Genomic DNA, 17,046 nt, shown 5'->3' on the forward strand with positions numbered 1-17,046 from the left:
CATGATCGTGCCAGCCACCACCGCGATGGTCACCGAGGCCGCGCAGCGGCTCCTCGCCCAGGGCGAGGATCTCACCCGCCGCACCATCCATTACGCGGCGCAGTACCTTCTCCTTTACGACAGGGCATTCGCCGGCTGCGATTACACGCAGCTCGTCTCGATCGTTCGCCTCTGGCAGCGGGGGTTCGCGTCATGAGCGGCGATACCCGCACCGAAAAAGAGATCGAGCGCGATGCGGACATCGGCCAAGCCATTGCTCATGATCTTTTCATGGCGATGAACGGGATCACGGTCGGAGTCGCCTTCAACGTGCTCGGCGGCCTGGTCGAGCACTTCTTCTGCGCAATCGAATTCAAGCAGCCCCAGCACGCGCTGGAGGAGTTCGACAATTGGGTCGCCTACACACGCGGCCGCATCGAGGAGACGATCAGGGGCCGGCTGTCATGAGCACCAACCGCAAGCCTGCGCGTCGCGCCGAGCTGGAGACCTTACCGGAGCCGACCGAAAACCAGATGGACGAGGCGATGCTGGCCTTCGAGAAATCGAGGATGCGGCACCAGTTGCTCAAGGTCGGCTCTCGGTTCGTCGTGCGGGTCCTGCCCGACATGCTGCTCCCGACGGCGAAGTTCATGGGCCTCAAAGTGCCCCCGGTGATCGATGACCCGGACGGAGCGGTGCCAGGCGACGCCTCCTACACCATCCATTACTTCGCGGATGAGCCCGCGGCGCGGCACTGGCGTGAACGCGCCATCATCCGCGAGTGCATCGCCGCGGGCTTGAGGGCTCGGCCGTGAGCAACGCCCGCATCGTCCCCTGTGAAGCCTGCCGCACTGAGGGGCGCATCCTCCATTTCTGGGGCCGCGATTGGCACGGCAACGATCTCGGCTGGGAGGAAGACTGCCAGCACTGTGAAGCGACCGGCGGAGAGGTCATCGAGACCCAGCCCATCACCTTGGACGACCTTGAAGAACACCCGGAGGGACTGCCTCATGACTGAGATCGTCGTCCCCTACCTGCTCGTCGGCGCGGTCTTCGCGGCCCTGATGGCTGCGCTCGAATGGCTCCTCGGCAATAAGCCCGATGCCTTCGTCACGGTGACGCTCATCCTCGGCTGGCCGATCTACCTCATTGCCGCTGCGGTCGAATTGGTGAAGGAGCATTTGCCGTGAAGTCGAGAACTCAAACCCGTTGGGCCCTCGTCGGTACCGCGCGCGGCACCATCTTCAGCAACACCATCAGGTACTGCCGGAAGGACGTCATCAAGGACGTGATCGCTGAGGAGCGCCGCTACTCTGTCAACGCCAGGCACGCCGACCTGTCTGACGCTCAATTCTGGCGGATCGTCAAACGGAAGCGCGGGTATATCGTCCGCCGCATCAGCATGCGGGTGATGCGATGAGCAGCTTAGAGGATACCACGGGCCCCGTCATCGTCTGGCTGGACTGCGGCTACGAGGGGTGGATCCCGCGCAGCTTTCCGACCCTGCTCGACGCCGTGAAGAGCGGCGCCATCACCAGCGACAGCGTCGTCACCGGCCTTATCGACATCGCCAAGCACGTCGTCGAGCCCGAGCCCTCGCAGAGCCGCCCGCCTTCACAGCCTCCGCCGCTGTGAACGTGAAATCGCCCGCTTGTGAACCCCTCGCTTGTGAACTGTGAAATGCCCGACCCTTTCGTGCCCGCTGACCTCGACCTCCGCGACTTCCCGAACATGCCGCTCGACGTGGTGCGGCTGCGGGATAGCGACCTGTCCGTGACGGCGACGGGCGATGAGTTTCGTGCGGCGATCCTGCTGTGGTGCGCCGCCTGGCATCAGGTGCCGGCGTCGTCGCTGCCCGATGATGACCGCATGCTGGCGCGCTTCGCAGGCTACGGGCGAGACCTGAAGGGCTGGAAGGCCGTGCGCGAGGCCGCTCTGCATGGGTTCGTCAGGTGCAGCGATGGTCGGCTCTACCACCCGGTTATCGGCGATATGGCGCTGAAGGCCGATCAGAAGCGCAAGGGCAATAGCCGCAGGACGGCGGCGGCGACCGCCGCAGCGGCAGCGGCACGGAGAGCGTTACGGGAGCGCGCGGAGAGCCGCGATGATGTCCGTAACGGATCAAACGCGGAGGACGTAACGGGTCCTAAGAGAAGGGAAGAGAAGAGAAGTGAAGAGAATACTGCTCCTAGCGGAGCAGTAGCCGCGCCGCCTTTGAAGTCGATTTTCAAGCCGGGCGACTTCGAGCTGACCGAGCGCATCATGCGCGCTCAGGGCCTCGACCCCAGCGATCCGAAGGTGGTTGGAACGACCTACTTCGCGAACAAGTGGCGCGAGGCTGGATGGCAGCCGGACCTGATCATCGCGACCATCGAGCGCCTCATGGCCAAGCGCGATAAGCCGCCGGGCAGCCTGAAATATTTCGAGGGGGCGATCGCGGACGCGCATGCGGATCTCGCGCGCGGCGTTCCCCAGGGCAGCGCCACGGGCCCGCCGCGGCCGCCACGCGCCAAGACCGCCGCCGAAGTGTTCCTCGAACTCGATGACAAGCTGAACGGACGCAACGATGCAAACGAACCTCACCAACCAGTCGAGCCTCCCAGCCAAGACCTCTCCGCAGGCCCCGGGATCATCCTGGACGCCTGATCACGCTGTCTCGCGCATCGCGGACAACGCGCAGAACTCCCTCGCCTGGTACGGCAACCGCGCCGTGCTGCAGCGCCAGCTCACGCCGGCCGAGAAGGAATCGATGAAAAACCGGCTCTCGGCGGTCCGCGTGACGCTGCGCAGCGCGACCGGCAGCATCGAGCACCAGCGCATCGAGCGCGCGGTCGCGGCTGCCCTCACCGGCTACGGCAAGGCCGATCAGCCGACCGTCGCCGCCTATTCGCGGCTGCTGTCAGACCTGCCGGCGTGGGCCGTCGAGCAGGCGTGCGACGACATCCGCCGCGGCGCAGCCACTGGCGTCAACCCGAACTATCCGCCGGCCGCACCGGCAATCCACAAGCTCGCCGACGAGAAGATGGAAGGCGCCCGCGCCGAGAAGGACCGGCTGACCCTGCTGCTGACCGCGCCGGTCGAGGAAGCCAGGCCGAGCGCTACCCCAGAGGAGCGCGCGCGCGTCTCCGCCTCGCTTCAGAACTTCCACGACACCGTGGCCGGCAACCCGCAGGAGAGCGAGCAGCGCAAGCTCGAGCGTCAGGAGGCCGAGAGCAAGCGCGCGGCCCACGAGGAGCACAAGCGCCGCATGGAGTACATCATGCAGGGCTTCGAGCCGCCCACCAACAAGCACGGCATCACGATGTCGATGTCGCTGGCGCGCGCCATGCAGCTCCCGCTGACGCGCCGCAAGCCTGCGCCGCCGCCGCGGCACGAGTTTTCACCAGAGGAGGATGGCCATGGGAATGGCTGACGACCAAGAGGCGGCGCTGCCGGCCGACTACTTCGCGCACGATCCGGCTCAATTGGCCGCCGCGCTCGATCGCCTGATTTCCGAAGACGACAATCGCGAACACGAGCAGGTCTCCCTGACCCTGTACCGCGAAGAATGGATCGTCGTCATCGGCGCGCTGCGCAAACTGAAGCGCAAATGAGGCGCTCACCAGAAGCAGCGGAGCGCGGCAAGCTCATCACGGACACGCTCGCCAACGTCGAGAAAGCGCTGGGGCCGAAGCAGATCGCCCAAGCGAAGGTGCTGGCGAGCAAACTGATCTTGGCGGGCTTCGCGGTGACGCCGCTCCCGCCGCATCCAACTGACCAGTAGCGCGTACCCACGTTTCAACCAATTCCGGGGGCGGAAGAGGACCGAATGTTGGCACTATCCAAGAAACCTTATGACCCGAGCGCGCGTCCGCCATCGGACCGAAAGCCATCGGGCGACAAGAAGGCGGGCATTGCGCCCACCGTGTTCTATCGGCTCAGGGAGCACGGCGCTCGGCTAGGCGCAGATCCGCGCCTCGCCACCGTCCTGGGGCGCATGGGGCTGTTCAAGGAGCTGTCCGACGGCGAGGTCGACGCCGGCTTCAAGATCGCCGAGATCTACGGTCGCTACGAGAGCCTGAAGGGCATGCCGCGCCGATCGGCGGCATCGCCATCGTACGAACGCGGCTTCGGCTCGAAGGATAGCCTCGACACCGACCGCATGCTGCCGGACGAGCTCAAGAAACACCAGCGGGCGGTCAAGCGCGCGACCAAGGCGTTCGATCGCCTGCAGCGGCTCATGCCCGACGATCGCCTGCGCGACCTGATCGAGCGCGTGTGCTGCAATAACGAGGAGATCAACCCGGTGCTGAAGCCGGGCCTCGCCCAGACGCTCCACAGCATCGCGGTCTCGATGGGTCTGATCCGAGAGACCAAGGCCACGCCGAAGCCCAAGGCGAAGCGGGACGACGGCATGCTGCTCGTCCAGGCCGCGGTCGACGCGCTGGTGCAATGGTTCGACGAGCGCAATTCCAAGCCCACGCATTTCAGCCTGGTCAGCAACCCGGACTGGAAGACAAGCCGCGGCGTCACCGGATCGGACGGCCGCTATCACCACACAATCCCGGTACCGCTGCGCGGACTCACCGCCGAGCAGATGGGCGCCATGCTCCGCCTCGCCTGCGCCGCGGCTGGAATGCTCGAGATCGCTGACGCAGGAACGGGAGAAGTCACATGATGCCAACCTGCAGGACGTGCCGCTTCATGGTGCCGCTCGATGGGCAAGAGGACACGGGCATCTGCCACCGACATCCGCCTAAGGCGACCATCGCACCAAACGGCGCGATGGGCTCGACCTACGACATCCCCGTCGGGCTCGACAAGCCAGGTTGCGGCGAGCACAAGCCGAAGCGATGGTGGCGGTGACGCCGCTGATACTCTCCGGCCGCTGCGATAACAGCCCATATGGCGAAAAGAACCTAGCCATTGCAGCGAAAATAGCGGGTAGCGACTGAGCAACCTCCCATTGAACATCGGCAAAGGCGCCACTATTCTGGTGGCTCATCCCGACAGCCTTTTTCTGGCACGTAAACGGGATACTGATGTTTTCACTGCGGGAGGCTGGGGATGACTTTCAATTTATCTATTCCACGCGGCAACGGAATTGCTCTCGACCTGGCTATAAAGGCGGGCGAGGTTATGCTCATGCTTGGCGCCAACGGCACAGGCAAATCGAGCCTGATGCATCGCTTCTACAGCACGCACATTCATATTGCTCGCCGAATTTCGGCGCATCGCCAGACTTGGTTCGAATCCAACGCCATCACACTTTCCCCGTTCGCGCGGAATCAAACGGAAACTAATATCCGATCGGTAGATAGCGATCCCCGAGCCCGGTGGATGGAGTACGATTCAGCCTCGCGCGCCAGCATGGCCATTTACGATCTCGTGGACGCTGAAAATGTGCAAGCGCGCAAAATCGCGGGCGCTGCTTACGGCGACGATCTTGCTCGCGTCAAGAAGCTGGCGAAGGAGGATCCTCCGATCAAAATCGTCAACGAGCTCCTCAGGCTTTCAAATATTCCCGTGACGATAACAGTCCAAGAGAACTCGAATATCATGGCCAGCAAGAACGGAAGTGCTCCCTACAGCATTGCCGAGCTTTCTGATGGAGAGCGCAATGCCATCCTCATTGCGGCAAATGTTCTGACTGCCAAACAAGGTAGCCTTCTGCTTATCGATGAGCCTGAACGGCACCTCCACCGGTCCATAATTTCGCCTCTGCTAACCTTATTGTTCGCCAAGCGCCCCGATTGTGCATTTGTTGTCTCAACGCATGATCTGATGTTGCCACTGGACAATCCCAGCGCGCGAACGCTGCTGGTTCGAGGCTGTACGTATGATGGATCGACTGTGACCGCCTGGGATGCCGATGTCTTGTCGCCTGATTTGGGGATCGATGACGATCTCAAGAGGGACATTCTCGGCGCGCGACGGAGAATTCTCTTCGTCGAAGGCGACGCCGAAAGGAGTCTCGACAAACCGCTCTACAGTCTCGTCTTTCCTGAAGTGTCGGTGATCGCGAAGGCCAGCTGTCGTGATGTCGAGCGAGCGGTCTTTAGCATCAGGGATGCTGATGGATTCCACTGGCTCGATGCATTCGGCCTTGTAGACAACGACAGCAGGGCTCAGTCAGAGCTGGATCGACTAAAGGGCGGCGGCGTCTACTCAACCGCGGCTTTCTCTGTGGAGGGCGTCTATTATCACCCTGAGATTCAGCGGCGAGTTGCCGAGCGACATGCAGCAACTACCGGCGACGACTTCAACAAGTGCTTTGCCGACGCAACTTCAGCGGCGATCACGGCCATCACTCCTCACGTAAAGCGCCTCAGTGAACGAATTGCCGAAAAGCGAGTCCGCGAGGAGTTCTTCGCGCATATCCCCAACAAAGCGCAAATTGCCGCCGCCGAATCTGTAAGTATCTCGATCGATGTTCCCAAGATTGTTGAAGCGGAACGCCAGCGCCTTCAGAACGCTCTCGATGCGGGCGATCTTACAACAGTGATCTCGCGTTATCCAGTTCGGGAGACGCCGGCACTGAAAGAGATTGCTCTAAAGCTAGGTCTTCAAAGTCGTGATCAATATGAAGGCGCCGTCCGTAGACTTCTAATGGACGACCCAAACGCTTTGATATTCGTCAGATCGCTTTTTGGTACCTTGGCAGCCGACATTGCGGCGGACACTACAAATGCCGAAACGCACATGACGAGTACGTCAGGCATTGTCGCCTGACCAGCTACTCTGCTCGAAATCCAGGCGCTGTGGGGCGGCTTCCTCTCGCTAAAGACGGGCCGTCCGCGCTAGCGACGCTTGTAGCGCATTTTGGCGGGTGCTGCGTCTGCCATCCGTACCCAACAATAGCCTTTGGCTAGCCCATTGTCGCCGCCAATCTTCTTTCTCGCGTGCCATTTGCATCGGAGCCAGCCCGCGCCGGCGGACACCGCATTAACGTAGTGAGTGGCGCCGCCTCCCTCTATTTCTACACCCGCTTTGACATCCACAAAACTTTTGCCTGCAGGGGGGTAATAGTCCAGGGTCATCGTGAGCTCGCCGGAATCCGCGTGCACTTCATGTATCGGCGTGTAGCATAGCTGCGCATCGCAATATGCTACTGGAAAATCGGTCACTGGAGTTGGAAATGAAAATGGAAAAAAAGGTGGCGTGGCGGGCAAGAGTTGAGCGGACACCGAAACAACTGAACCCGCCAAGCCCGCGATAATCAATAGCTGCAGTTTGATTGCCTTGAGCACGACACCCTCCAAAATTGTTTGAAATCAAAGACTGTTTGAAAATTACTCTCTGACCGTTAGCTGTATTTCAAATAGCAAAAACCACCGTTTGCGTGATCAGCAACTCTGGGTGGCGGCTAGAGTTTGCCCTAAATCCGAGCAGCTGTCACAACTTAGGGGAGCGTGCGACATTTCGTCCACTTTATCGCGATCTAGCTGAGTTGCCGCGATGGTTCGAGTCGGAGTGCGCGAGATTTGTGAAATCGGCTGTGAGCAGCGCAAGTGCTTGTGCTGCAGGGGTATTGCGCGCTTTTGCAAAATTCGTAAGGTGGAAATCACTAAGGCGACGTGATTCGCCTGAAATTCAAACCCGGCCCGATCCTCGGCGCCGGGTTTTGTCGTTTCCGAGATACCCAGAGCGCGGTTGCCGACAGGCGCGTCAGATCAAGGGCGGCTGCAGCGGCAACGCGGCCTTCCGACCACCAGAGGTCCAGATGAAGAAGCTGATTGTGACTGCCAAGGCAAATGGCCAGGAGCACGAGACCACCCAAACCGTGCCGGCCGGCGCCGAGCACGCCGCGATGCTCATGGCGGTGTCGAACATGATCAACACGCTTCAGGCCGCGCAGTTCTCCATTGAGGAGCTGCACGTCACCTTCTCTGCGACCGAGCCGAACACGTAATTCCGAGGAGGAGCGCCGCGGGGCCTCTTCGTCCGTTGCGCTGGGGACAAGGTCGCCAGCGGGTATGAAACGGCGGGCGAAAACAGCGGCAACTATCCACCCAGAGACGGCGGTCACGCTCCGATGTACAGCGGACCGCCCTGTTACTCTTTAGGCGGATAGCTCGGCCCGATCCGCGTGCTTTGTCGCTGGGATCAGTGGTGTCCCAACATCAAGAGAAAGTAGCCGACCGCAAGAAGTCCGTAGGCTATCGTTGTGATTTCGATTTCGGACGCGACAGCTACCGCCACAACGACAGCAACCATTATCAGTTGCGCAATCTTCGACATGGATCTTTGGGCCTACTGTGCCTGTTTCCTTGGTGCACAGCCGCGTAGGAATTGCTGTGCTCCTGAGTGGCGATCCGATCGAGAATGCTACCGCCGTCGCGAAGAAAGTTACCGAAATCGCTTATGTTCGAGGGTGTTAGAGACGCCATCGCCATAGGCGACGGTTTGGCAACAGCGGACTCGGCCCGGTTTTGCCAGAAAGCTCGATGAGGGCGGTGCGATTGCCGACTGGAAATAAACAGCCTTTGTCCTGTCCTCTTCGTCGTTTCGTCCCTTAACTGGCCCGCTGCTCAAACGAGTGGCGGGCCGCTTTCTTGGAGCATCACATGGCGGTTCTCGCCTTCCCGGTTGGAGGCGCGCTGATCCGCGCCTGGACGCCCGACAAGATCAAATCCGAGATCGAGGCCGCGAACACCGGCATCCGCGCTGCGCTTCGCGCCGGCGACATGGATCTCGCGCTCACCCTCATCTCGCGCAAGGTTGGCCTGCGGGCTTGCGCTGGTGAGATCAAGGTCTCGCTGAGACCACCCACGCCGCAGGCACTTGGAGACAACTATGCCCGCCCACAACGCCGTGCAGGGAAGTCAGCAGCCGATCCCGGTTGAGACCCTGCCGACGCTTATCGAGCAGATCGGTAACGAACTCGCCATCCTCGAGAAGACAGTCGATGAAGCCCGACACCTCGCTGACCGCCTTTACGGTGCGCCTCCGCGCGACGCCAACGTGGACCTGAAGACCGTTCAGAGCGATCCGGAAGCTCTGCTCCACCGCCTGCGATCGCGTCTGTCATGGCTCGAGAGTCTGAACCATGGCATCTCCCGCGAGGTATCGCGCATCGGCACGGCCCTTTAGTCGGCGTCGATAATCAGTTCAGCGTCCCCACGCTGCGACCCGCAAGCAAGGCTGTCAACCGGATCGCCCCCGGAGCCTGCGCCTTGCGGGTCAACCCTTCAACGGAGTGCAACATGATCGAGGTCGCCCCGAACCTCTTCGTCGGCAACGCGCTTGACTACGAGAACCACGTCAGGCTGATCGACACGCCGAAGCCTGGTTGGGCAGTGGTGCACGCCGCAAAGGAGCCGTGGCATCGCGCGGCGCTCGGCTACACCGGCCGCGGCGCGCCGAAAGACCACGAGGAGTATCTGTTCGCGTTCCGTGGCGATCGCCTCTGCCTGAACCTTGTTGATGTCGACAACGTCGACTACGTGAACAAGAAGGTCGTCGAGGCAGGAATTTCCTTCATCGGCCAGCAGATTGCGGACAGCAAGAAGGTGCTCGTCCACTGCAATCAGGGCCAGTCGCGCGGTCCGGGCCTCGCCCTGCTCTACCTGGGCGCGACTGAAGGCATGTGGGCCTCCATGCACCCGGCCGATGCCATGCTGCGGTTCACCGAGCTCTACCCGATGTTCTCGCCCGCCAACGGCATGGCCGAGTACGTGCTGAAGAACTGGCCCAAGGTCGAGGCCGCGTGACCGAGCAGAAGGTCGCTACCCCGGAGATCGCGCGCGCGACCTGGGAGGAGATGGTCAATCCGTCGGTTCGCCGCGTCGAGGAGAAGCTGAAGGCGGCCGGCTACGTCACGCCGAGCTATCGCACCATCAACAAGTGGCAGAAGGGAGCCGAGCAGCTCGGCAAGCCGTGGACCACGAGGAAGGCGCCGCGGGCCGGCAAGATCAGCAAGGCTCGCCAGCATCTCGACGACGCCACGCCTGCCCTCACCGGGGATCCGCGCTCCAAAGCTGAGGATATCGTCGAAGCCGCGTTCAAGGCACTGCCTCCGCCCGATGAACCGGAGCAAGAACGGCCCGAGCAGCCAACCGGTGACGATCCCGACGCGCAGCGGCGCCAGGACGAGCAAGAAGCCCGCGCGCGGCTAAAGGCGATCCGAGACATCATCTCGGGCAATGATATCTCCGACGAGCTGCTGCTGACCACTGCTGCGCGGCAGACGCTCAAGACTGCCATTATCATCGAGGCCGTGTTGGGCGAACTGGCCCCTGCTCTTATTGCTGAGATGCCGGAGGCCGTCGGTAAGTTGCAGCTCGCCGTTGCTGAGAGCCTCGCCGCCGCTGGCGAGCCCTATGACCGTGTCGGCCGGGCCCGCGAGTTGGCGATGAAGACCATCAGCTCCGGCGGCGGCAACGCCACAGCCGAAGTGATACCGCCGGGCTCGGACGATCCGTTGGCGGACTCATTGGCTGCGTTTAAGAAGCGACATGCCGCATGAGCTCCGCGGCACAAGGTACCTGACCGCCGCCAACGACGCGCTCGCGAAGTTCATCACCAATGATCTTCGCTATCTGGATTTTGAGCAGACAAAGGCGTTCTACGCCGAGGTCGTTCCGGGGCTGGACGCGAAAGGTCGCGCGCTCCTCGGCGTCAACGACCGCTATTTCCTGCTGACGGGGCTTTGCCGGCGCACCGATGCGCTGCACCCGTGGCTGTTCAACCGCTGCCGGGAGGTCGAGGCCGAGCCGGACGGGCACATCGATCTGTGGGCACGCTTCCACTACAAGTCCACGATCATCACGTTTGCTGGGTCCATTCAGGAAATCCTGATCGACCCGAACATCAAGATTGCGATCTTCTCGCACTCCAAGCCGATCGCGCGGGCCTTCCTGACGCAGATCATGCAGGAGTTCGAGCGCAACGACTACCTGAAGCAGATCTACGCGGATGTCCTCTGGGAGGAGCCGCGTAAGGAAGCGCCGATCTGGGGCCTGGAACGCGGCATCGTCGTCAAGCGCCGCTCCAACCCGAAGGAGTCGACGATCGAGGCGCACGGCCTGGTCGACGGCCAGCCGACGTCCCGCCACTACGACCTGCACATCTACGATGACATGGTCACGCGCGAGAGCGTCACGAACCCGGAGATGATCCGGAAGACGACCGAAGCGTGGGAACTGGCGGACAACCTCGGCAGCCATGAAGGCGTGCGGAAGTGGATGCCAGGCACGCGCTATTCGTTCGCCGACACCTACGGCGTCGTGCTCGAGCGCCGCGTGCTCAAGCCGCGGAAACATCCCGCGACGGAAGATGGCACGCTGAAGGGCGCTCCGGTGTTTCTGACGCCGGAGCGCTGGACCGAGATCAAGAACACCCAGCGCTCGACGGTTTCGGCGCAGATGCTTCAGAACCCCGTCGCCGGCAACGAGGCGGTGTTCAAGTCGGAATGGTTCAGGCCATATCTGATCCGGCCGACGATCCTGAACATCTACATCATGGTGGACCCCTCAAAGGGGCGATCGGCCACCTCTGACCGCACCGCCATGGCGGTGATCGGCGTCGACGTCAACGGCAACCGGTACCTGCTCGACGGCGTGCGGCACCGGATGGGCCTCAGCGAGCGCTGGGAAACCTTGAAGCGCCTCTATAAGAAATGGCGCGATGCGGTCGGGACGCAGGTCATCATCGTCGGCTACGAGCGCTACGGCGCTCAGACCGAGGACGAGGTCATCAAGGAATGGCAGGAGCGCGACGGCATCGCGTTCGAGCTCGTTGAGCTGTCATGGCCCCGCGAGGGCGGCCACTCCAAGCGCGACCGCGTCGAGCGACTGGAGCCGGACATGAAGGTTGGCAAGTTCTTCCTGCCCGGCATCGTCTACCACCCGGAGATCGGCGGCCGCGACGGCAAGGCGCTCTGGTCGGTCTGGACCGAAGATGACGCCAAGAAGGCGGAGGCCCGCGGCGAAACCAGCCCGCACAACATCGGCCAGATCATCTATCGGCCACTGCTCGGCGATCTGCGAGAGCACCGTGCGATGGAGGCGACGCACCAGGCGTACCGCATCGTGCAGCCCGTCAAGCTGATCGATGAAGATCGGAACCTCTACGACCTGACGCGAGCGTTCATGGAGGAAGCAATGTTCTTCCCGTTCTCGCCGAAGGACGACCTGATCGACGCGGCTTCGCGCCTCTACGACCTCTCGCCGAAGCCTGCCATTCAATACGAGGCCGCCTCGCTTGAGCCGGTCGCCTACGCGGACTCCTGACCATGGCACGCTACTACCCGCCCGTGACGCTCTCCATCCCATGGAAGGTGATGGTGCTGCGCGAGGATCCCGATTGGGAGCGCGAGAAGCGCAACGAGATCGAATACGAGTTTTCCAACGGCCGCGTCTTCCGGGCGAACCCCGCGAAGCGCGGCCCCTACTCAGAGGACTGACCTATGTCTGCTGGCGCAGGTATCTCGGGGCGACCCTACCCCTACACGCCGCCGACGGCAGCCGCAAATCCCGCGCCGGTCACGGCCGGCGAGAAGCTCGACCAGTTCCTGGGCGACGCGATCAACGAACTTGGAGCGAAGAAGATGCCCGAGACCGACGCTAAACCAGCGACCCTCGCCGAGGCGATGCAGGCCATCAAGGACGCCGCCAACGATGTGAAGCAGCAAGCGCTGCAGCAGGCCGAGCAGATGCGCCGCGACATCAATGACAATGGCGCCCTCGTGCTCAAGAAGATGCAGACCATGCATCAGGACGCGATAGCCGAGCTCAACGCCGTGCTCGGCAACGAGCGCGCTGGCGACGAAGGCTGAGGAGGTAGCGATGACTTCGGTTCCGTCCAACGCCATTGCCACCGGACAACCCAACGTCAGCACGTCCGCTACGCCGATCGCGCCTGCGCGCCCTGATCGCAAACGTTTGACGATCATCAACGGCGGTACCGCGGATGTGTTCATTGGAGGCCCCAACGTCACTGCCGCTAACGGCGCGCTTCTCGCTGGCACCAAGGGCCAATCGATCGTCTTAGAGACTGCCGCGGCCGTGTACGGCATTGTCGGCGCCGATACCGCGGCCGTCAGCTTCATCGAAGAGTTCGCCTAACCGGATAGGCTGACATGCAGACCGATCCAGTGATCCTTCAGCGTGCGCTCCTTGATCGGTCGCACGGGCAGCACAACGTTGAGCTTCAGACGCGCTACGAGCGCAAGGGGCTATCGCCCGAGGAAGAGGACAAGCGCGCAGCGTGGGATCTGATGGTCGCGAAGGCGATCACCCGCGTGCTGCTGGCCCACTATCGGGGCCATTTCTGGGCGGTCGAATGTGACAGCGCGCAGGGCATAGCGTGGATCTCGATCCCGCTCCTCCTGGGCGACTGGAAGTACGTCTTCCACCTCTCCGAGGACATCACGCCGGCCATGATCGTCCGCGCTGGCGGCGAAATCCTCGAGCGCTTCAAAATCCCGCGGTCGAGCCTTGACGTGGCGTCCTTCATCGCCGCGAAGAAGCTCGCCGTCCGAAATGGTGGAACGCCGCCGGCATGACCGACACGCGCAACGAACCTCCGGGCGAAGATGGCTTCGCCAAGGAGGAGAACCTTTACGCGCGAGCGCAGGCGGCCGCCACGGGCAACGCGCCGGTTGAAGGCGAGCAGCAGCAGGGCGGAGAGCCCGAGATCAACTGGCTGAACCTTGTCTCGCAGGCTGAGACCCAGGGCGGGCAGTTCATGCTCGACCAGATCAAGAACGCCTGGGACCGCTCCTACAAGGCGTTTCACAACCAGCATTTCATGGGGTCGAAATATAACTCGACGTCCTACAAGGGACGCTCGCGCCTGTTCCGCCCGAAAACCCGTGGCGCGGTCCGCAAGGCCAACGCCTCGGCTGCCGCGGCCCTGTTCTCAACGCGTGATGCGATCTCATGCACGCCAGGCAATGAGAGCGATCCTTGTCAGCGGGCGTCCGCTGCGTTGATGCAGGAGATCATCAACTATCGGACCGACCGCACGTCGGGCCGCGCCGCGATCCCGTGGTACCGCACCGCGATCGGCGCGCACCAAGACACGTTCATTATGTCCGCGTGTCTGTCCAAACAGTATTGGAAGCTCGAGCTGGAGAAGAAGACCAGCGAGGAGCAGGTCATCGGCGAGACCGGTCAGCCCATCATCGACGAGCAAACTGGACAGCCGCTCATGCGGACGGTCCATACCTACTCGCCGAAGGTCGATCGTCCGGATTGTAAGCTCGTCCCGTTGGAAAACGCGATCATCGATCCCGGCGCCGATTGGGTGGATCCGGTTCAGAGCGGATCGTACTTCATCGTGAAATGGCCCATGCGGATCGACGAAATCCGCAAAATGGAGAAGCATCCGCTCAACCCGTGGCGTCACGTCGATGTCTCGGTTCTGAAGAGTTCCGGCTACGATCAGAAAATGCAGGCATCCGGTACCCGTGCTGCGCGCGAGCGCGGCATGGACCGCATGGACCCCACCGCGACCGGCTCCGGCAAGTTCGAGGTTCTCTGGGTCTACGAGGTGTTCATGCGCTACGAGGGCCAGGACATCACGTTCTGGTCTGCTGGCAGCAAAGCCTACCTGACCGATCCGAAGCCCGTCGAAGAGGTCTATCCCGAGCAAGGGGGCGAGCGCCCCTACGTATTCGGCATCGGCAGCCTGGAAACCCATCGCATCTTTCCGATGTCGCATGTGGAGTCATGGCAGCAGCTCCAGCAGGAGGTCAATGACCTCGCCAACCTGCGCCTCGACCAGGTCAAGCAGAGCGTCAGCCCGATCACCTTCGTCAAGCGCGGCCGGCAGGTCGATCTGGCGGCATTGCAGCGGCGCGGCCCGAACAGCGTCATCCTGCGCACCGAGCAGGACGACATCGAGTTCGCTCAGACCCCGGAGGTCCCCTCCTCGGCCTATGCCGAGATGGAGCGGCTGAACGTCGACTTCGACGACCAGGCGGGGCAGTTCAATTCGGGATCGGTTCAGACCAACCGCAGCCTGAACGAGACCGTCGGCGGCCTGAATCTCATCTCCTCGGCCGCCAATTCGGTGCAGGAGTTCGACCTGCGCACATGGGTGGAGACGTGGGTGGAACCCGTCATGGGCCAGCTCGTGCGGCTCGAGCAGTATTACGAGTCCGACGAAGTGATCCTCGGCCTGTGCGGGGAGCGTGCGCAGCTCTTGCAGATGCACGGCGTGAACCAGATCAATGACGACCTCCTGATGCAGCAGGTCGCCATCCGCGTCGACGCCGGGCTTGGCGCCTCGAACCCCCAAACAAAGCTCGGCAACTTCGCCAACGCACTGAGCATCATGGTCCCGGTCTGGCAGGCGAGCCCGCAGGTGCAGTCCGGCGAGATCGTGCCTGACGTCGAGGAGATGACCAATGAGGTATTCAGCCTCGCCGGTTACCGCGACGGTGCGGCGCGCTTCATCAAAAAGGGCCAGCCGAAAGGACCGCCGCCCCAGGCGCAGGCTGAGGTGGATAAGATCAAGTCGGACGCCGAGAAAAACCGTTCGCAGGCCGACCTCAACCGCGCGAAGGCCATGGAGCTCGGCGCGCGCGCGAAGATGGACTTCGCCGACATGGTGCACGGCCAGCAGATGGAACGCGCCCAACTGGTCAACCAGGTCCGCACCGAGCGTGAGAACGCGCAGCGCGATCGCGTAAACGATGATCGCGCGCAGAAGAACGTCGAAGCCGACCGGCAGATGAAGGAGAAAGAGTCTGACGACGCGCAGATCAAGGATCTGCTCACTCAACTCGTCTCGCTCCTGCAGGGCAAGAACCAACCGCAACGTTCCGCCTGATCCCTGAAAGGTCCGATCAATGTCCCGCTGGCCGCATGACGACCCGGCGTCCCTTGCCGCGTTCTATGGTGACCCTGCCAAGGACGAACCCGGCAAGCAGCTCGTGCCGGTCGTTCCGCCGTTCCTGATGTATTATGACGGCCAGCCGATCCGCCGCATCATGTTCCATCGTAAGGCGGCGGATGCGCTCGCTGCAGCGCTGAACGAGATCTGGGAGCACTATGGTCAGGACCAGGCGACTATCGACCGCCTGCGGATCTCGACCTACTCCGGCGCGTACAATCGGCGCCTGATCCGCGGTAGCAAAGACAAGTGGTCGAACCACGCCTATGGCGCCGCCATCGACTTCGACGCCGAACACAACGGCTTTGGCACCGGCCACGGCACGATGCCTCAGCCGGTTATCGACGCCTTCAAGCGCCAGGGTGCGCTCTGGGGCGGCGATTACAAGGGCCGCACCGACCCGATGCACTTCGAGTTCTGCTCACGTGGTGGCGTCGTCGCCCCGCCACCGCCGCCGAAGCCTGCTCCAAAGCCCCAGCCGGAGCCCGAACCGATCGACCCGCCGCCTGCCCGTGGCGAGCACGAGCAGCCGCCGGACGACCCTACGACGTCGGTACCGGAGCCGGTGCCGCCGGCGCCGACGCGCCGCGGCTTCTTCGGCCGCCTGCGCAACTGGATCGCTGGTCTCGCGACCAGCGCCGGTTTTGGCGGCGTGACGTGGCTGACCGACTACAAGGTGGCGGTCGTGTTCTTCGTGTTCATCTTCCTGATGAGCGCATCGATCGTCGCCTTCATCATCTGGCTCTTCGGCGCGGACCGCGTCCGCGAGTGGGCGCGGAGGCACGTCGCCTAATGACTGACATGTTCTGGGACGTCGCAACGTCCGCCGCGGTTCTTTCAATCATCGGTGTGGTGCTGGTCGGCGCGGTCGTGATCGCGCATCTGCCGGGATTTGTGGAACGGATCTGGCCCGAGGCGGAAGCCTACGGCATGGCCGCGGCGCTGGTGCAGGCGATCGCGGCCGGCCTGCTCTGCTTCCTTATCGGCTTCCGTGCCTCCGACGAGCGCGCCGAGAACGCCAGCTTGAAGAATGAGGTCGCGTACCGGCAGGTCCAGATCGAGACCGCCGAGGAGACGGCGAAGGACGCCGAGCGGTTGAAGGAAGAGGCAGAGGCAAAGGCCGCTGAGGCAAAGGGGAAGCTCAATGATTTCCGCAAGAAGTTTGGCGCGAGCGATGGCTGCGGCTGGACTGACGATGAGTTTGACGGCCTGCGCAACCTACGAGGCGCCAAACGTTAGCAATCA

General features: G+C 62.6%; 28 protein-coding genes. 27 read left to right on the forward strand and 1 reads right to left on the reverse strand.

The window, feature by feature from the left end; genetic code table 11:
• The first annotated feature begins 1 nt into the window (after position 1).
• From I6F35_RS33860 to I6F35_RS33925, 14 genes are all read left to right on the forward strand, one after another.
• Complete coding sequence (locus I6F35_RS33860) at positions 2–196, forward strand: hypothetical protein (protein ID WP_225121985.1); 195 nt, start codon at positions 2–4, stop codon at positions 194–196.
• Positions 193–447, forward strand: a complete 255-nt coding sequence (locus I6F35_RS33865; protein ID WP_225121986.1) for a hypothetical protein — start codon at positions 193–195, stop codon at positions 445–447. The genes I6F35_RS33860 and I6F35_RS33865 overlap by 4 nt, the downstream gene beginning before the upstream one ends.
• Positions 444–794 (forward strand): hypothetical protein, encoded by a 351-nt coding sequence (locus I6F35_RS33870; protein ID WP_225121987.1) that lies wholly within the window; start codon positions 444–446, stop codon positions 792–794. Before I6F35_RS33865 ends, I6F35_RS33870 begins: the two co-directional genes overlap by 4 nt.
• Positions 791–997, forward strand: coding sequence for a hypothetical protein (locus I6F35_RS33875; RefSeq protein ID WP_225121988.1), 207 nt, complete (start codon positions 791–793; stop codon positions 995–997). The genes I6F35_RS33870 and I6F35_RS33875 overlap by 4 nt, the downstream gene beginning before the upstream one ends.
• Positions 990–1,169 carry a hypothetical protein gene (locus tag I6F35_RS33880; RefSeq protein WP_225121989.1) on the forward strand — a complete coding sequence of 60 codons (180 nt, stop codon included), beginning with the start codon at positions 990–992 and terminating at the stop codon, positions 1,167–1,169. The genes I6F35_RS33875 and I6F35_RS33880 overlap by 8 nt, the downstream gene beginning before the upstream one ends.
• On the forward strand, positions 1,166–1,399 hold the full coding sequence (locus I6F35_RS33885) for a hypothetical protein (protein WP_225121990.1): 234 nt from the start codon (positions 1,166–1,168) through the stop codon (positions 1,397–1,399). Before I6F35_RS33880 ends, I6F35_RS33885 begins: the two co-directional genes overlap by 4 nt.
• The gene (locus tag I6F35_RS33890; RefSeq protein ID WP_225121991.1) at positions 1,396–1,614 is read left to right on the forward strand and encodes a hypothetical protein; all 219 of its coding nucleotides are present in this window, start codon (positions 1,396–1,398) and stop codon (positions 1,612–1,614) included. Before I6F35_RS33885 ends, I6F35_RS33890 begins: the two co-directional genes overlap by 4 nt.
• A 96-nt stretch (positions 1,615–1,710) precedes the next feature.
• On the forward strand, positions 1,711–2,625 hold the full coding sequence (locus I6F35_RS33895; RefSeq protein ID WP_225121992.1) for a DUF1376 domain-containing protein: 915 nt from the start codon (positions 1,711–1,713) through the stop codon (positions 2,623–2,625).
• Complete coding sequence (locus I6F35_RS33900; RefSeq protein WP_225121993.1) at positions 2,546–3,391, forward strand: hypothetical protein; 846 nt, start codon at positions 2,546–2,548, stop codon at positions 3,389–3,391. The genes I6F35_RS33895 and I6F35_RS33900 overlap by 80 nt, the downstream gene beginning before the upstream one ends.
• On the forward strand, positions 3,378–3,572 hold the full coding sequence (locus I6F35_RS33905; protein WP_225121994.1) for a hypothetical protein: 195 nt from the start codon (positions 3,378–3,380) through the stop codon (positions 3,570–3,572). Before I6F35_RS33900 ends, I6F35_RS33905 begins: the two co-directional genes overlap by 14 nt.
• On the forward strand, positions 3,569–3,742 hold the full coding sequence (locus I6F35_RS33910; protein ID WP_225121995.1) for a hypothetical protein: 174 nt from the start codon (positions 3,569–3,571) through the stop codon (positions 3,740–3,742). Before I6F35_RS33905 ends, I6F35_RS33910 begins: the two co-directional genes overlap by 4 nt.
• Before the next feature lie 45 nt (positions 3,743–3,787).
• Positions 3,788–4,636, forward strand: a complete 849-nt coding sequence (locus I6F35_RS33915; RefSeq protein WP_225121996.1) for a hypothetical protein — start codon at positions 3,788–3,790, stop codon at positions 4,634–4,636.
• Positions 4,633–4,824, forward strand: coding sequence for a hypothetical protein (locus I6F35_RS33920; protein WP_225121997.1), 192 nt, complete (start codon positions 4,633–4,635; stop codon positions 4,822–4,824). The genes I6F35_RS33915 and I6F35_RS33920 overlap by 4 nt, the downstream gene beginning before the upstream one ends.
• Positions 4,825–5,025: 201 nt before the next feature.
• Positions 5,026–6,690, forward strand: coding sequence for an AAA family ATPase (locus I6F35_RS33925; protein WP_225121998.1), 1,665 nt, complete (start codon positions 5,026–5,028; stop codon positions 6,688–6,690).
• A gap of 68 nt (positions 6,691–6,758) precedes the next feature.
• Here the strand turns inward: I6F35_RS33925 and I6F35_RS33930 are convergent, their stop codons facing one another.
• A complete protein-coding gene (locus tag I6F35_RS33930; protein ID WP_225121999.1) occupies positions 6,759–7,208 on the reverse strand; it encodes a hypothetical protein in 450 nt (149 codons plus the stop codon).
• A gap of 473 nt (positions 7,209–7,681) precedes the next feature.
• Here I6F35_RS33930 and I6F35_RS33935 point away from each other — a divergent pair, with 473 nt between their 5' ends.
• From I6F35_RS33935 to I6F35_RS33995, 13 genes are all read left to right on the forward strand, one after another.
• Positions 7,682–7,870: a hypothetical protein gene (locus I6F35_RS33935; RefSeq protein ID WP_225122000.1), complete on the forward strand. Its 189-nt coding sequence runs from the start codon at positions 7,682–7,684 to the stop codon at positions 7,868–7,870.
• 655 nt (positions 7,871–8,525) lie between these two features.
• Positions 8,526–8,804: a hypothetical protein gene (locus I6F35_RS33940; protein WP_225122001.1), complete on the forward strand. Its 279-nt coding sequence runs from the start codon at positions 8,526–8,528 to the stop codon at positions 8,802–8,804.
• Positions 8,755–9,051 (forward strand): hypothetical protein, encoded by a 297-nt coding sequence (locus I6F35_RS33945; protein WP_225122002.1) that lies wholly within the window; start codon positions 8,755–8,757, stop codon positions 9,049–9,051. The genes I6F35_RS33940 and I6F35_RS33945 overlap by 50 nt, the downstream gene beginning before the upstream one ends.
• A gap of 113 nt (positions 9,052–9,164) precedes the next feature.
• The gene (locus I6F35_RS33950) at positions 9,165–9,671 is read left to right on the forward strand and encodes a hypothetical protein (RefSeq protein WP_225122003.1); all 507 of its coding nucleotides are present in this window, start codon (positions 9,165–9,167) and stop codon (positions 9,669–9,671) included.
• Positions 9,668–10,426, forward strand: coding sequence for a hypothetical protein (locus tag I6F35_RS33955; RefSeq protein ID WP_225122004.1), 759 nt, complete (start codon positions 9,668–9,670; stop codon positions 10,424–10,426). Before I6F35_RS33950 ends, I6F35_RS33955 begins: the two co-directional genes overlap by 4 nt.
• On the forward strand, positions 10,416–12,191 hold the full coding sequence (locus tag I6F35_RS33960) for a hypothetical protein (RefSeq protein ID WP_225122005.1): 1,776 nt from the start codon (positions 10,416–10,418) through the stop codon (positions 12,189–12,191). The genes I6F35_RS33955 and I6F35_RS33960 overlap by 11 nt, the downstream gene beginning before the upstream one ends.
• A gap of 2 nt (positions 12,192–12,193) precedes the next feature.
• The gene (locus tag I6F35_RS33965; RefSeq protein WP_225122006.1) at positions 12,194–12,364 is read left to right on the forward strand and encodes a hypothetical protein; all 171 of its coding nucleotides are present in this window, start codon (positions 12,194–12,196) and stop codon (positions 12,362–12,364) included.
• A 3-nt stretch (positions 12,365–12,367) separates the two neighbouring features.
• Entirely contained in the window at positions 12,368–12,736 is a 369-nt protein-coding gene (locus tag I6F35_RS33970) for a hypothetical protein (protein ID WP_225122007.1), read from the forward strand.
• Positions 12,737–12,746: 10 nt separating this feature from the next.
• The gene (locus I6F35_RS33975) at positions 12,747–13,025 is read left to right on the forward strand and encodes a hypothetical protein (RefSeq protein WP_225122008.1); all 279 of its coding nucleotides are present in this window, start codon (positions 12,747–12,749) and stop codon (positions 13,023–13,025) included.
• Between the two features lie 14 nt (positions 13,026–13,039).
• Positions 13,040–13,465, forward strand: coding sequence for a hypothetical protein (locus I6F35_RS33980; RefSeq protein ID WP_225122009.1), 426 nt, complete (start codon positions 13,040–13,042; stop codon positions 13,463–13,465).
• Complete coding sequence (locus tag I6F35_RS33985; protein ID WP_225122010.1) at positions 13,462–15,738, forward strand: hypothetical protein; 2,277 nt, start codon at positions 13,462–13,464, stop codon at positions 15,736–15,738. The genes I6F35_RS33980 and I6F35_RS33985 overlap by 4 nt, the downstream gene beginning before the upstream one ends.
• Positions 15,739–15,757: 19 nt before the next feature.
• Entirely contained in the window at positions 15,758–16,594 is an 837-nt protein-coding gene (locus I6F35_RS33990; protein ID WP_225122011.1) for a M15 family metallopeptidase, read from the forward strand.
• On the forward strand, positions 16,594–17,040 hold the full coding sequence (locus tag I6F35_RS33995) for a hypothetical protein (RefSeq protein ID WP_225122012.1): 447 nt from the start codon (positions 16,594–16,596) through the stop codon (positions 17,038–17,040). Before I6F35_RS33990 ends, I6F35_RS33995 begins: the two co-directional genes overlap by 1 nt.
• The last annotated feature ends 6 nt before the right edge of the window (positions 17,041–17,046 follow it).

This window comes from Bradyrhizobium sp. BRP22 (genome assembly GCF_020194175.1).
Taxonomy (GTDB): domain Bacteria; phylum Pseudomonadota; class Alphaproteobacteria; order Rhizobiales; family Xanthobacteraceae; genus Bradyrhizobium.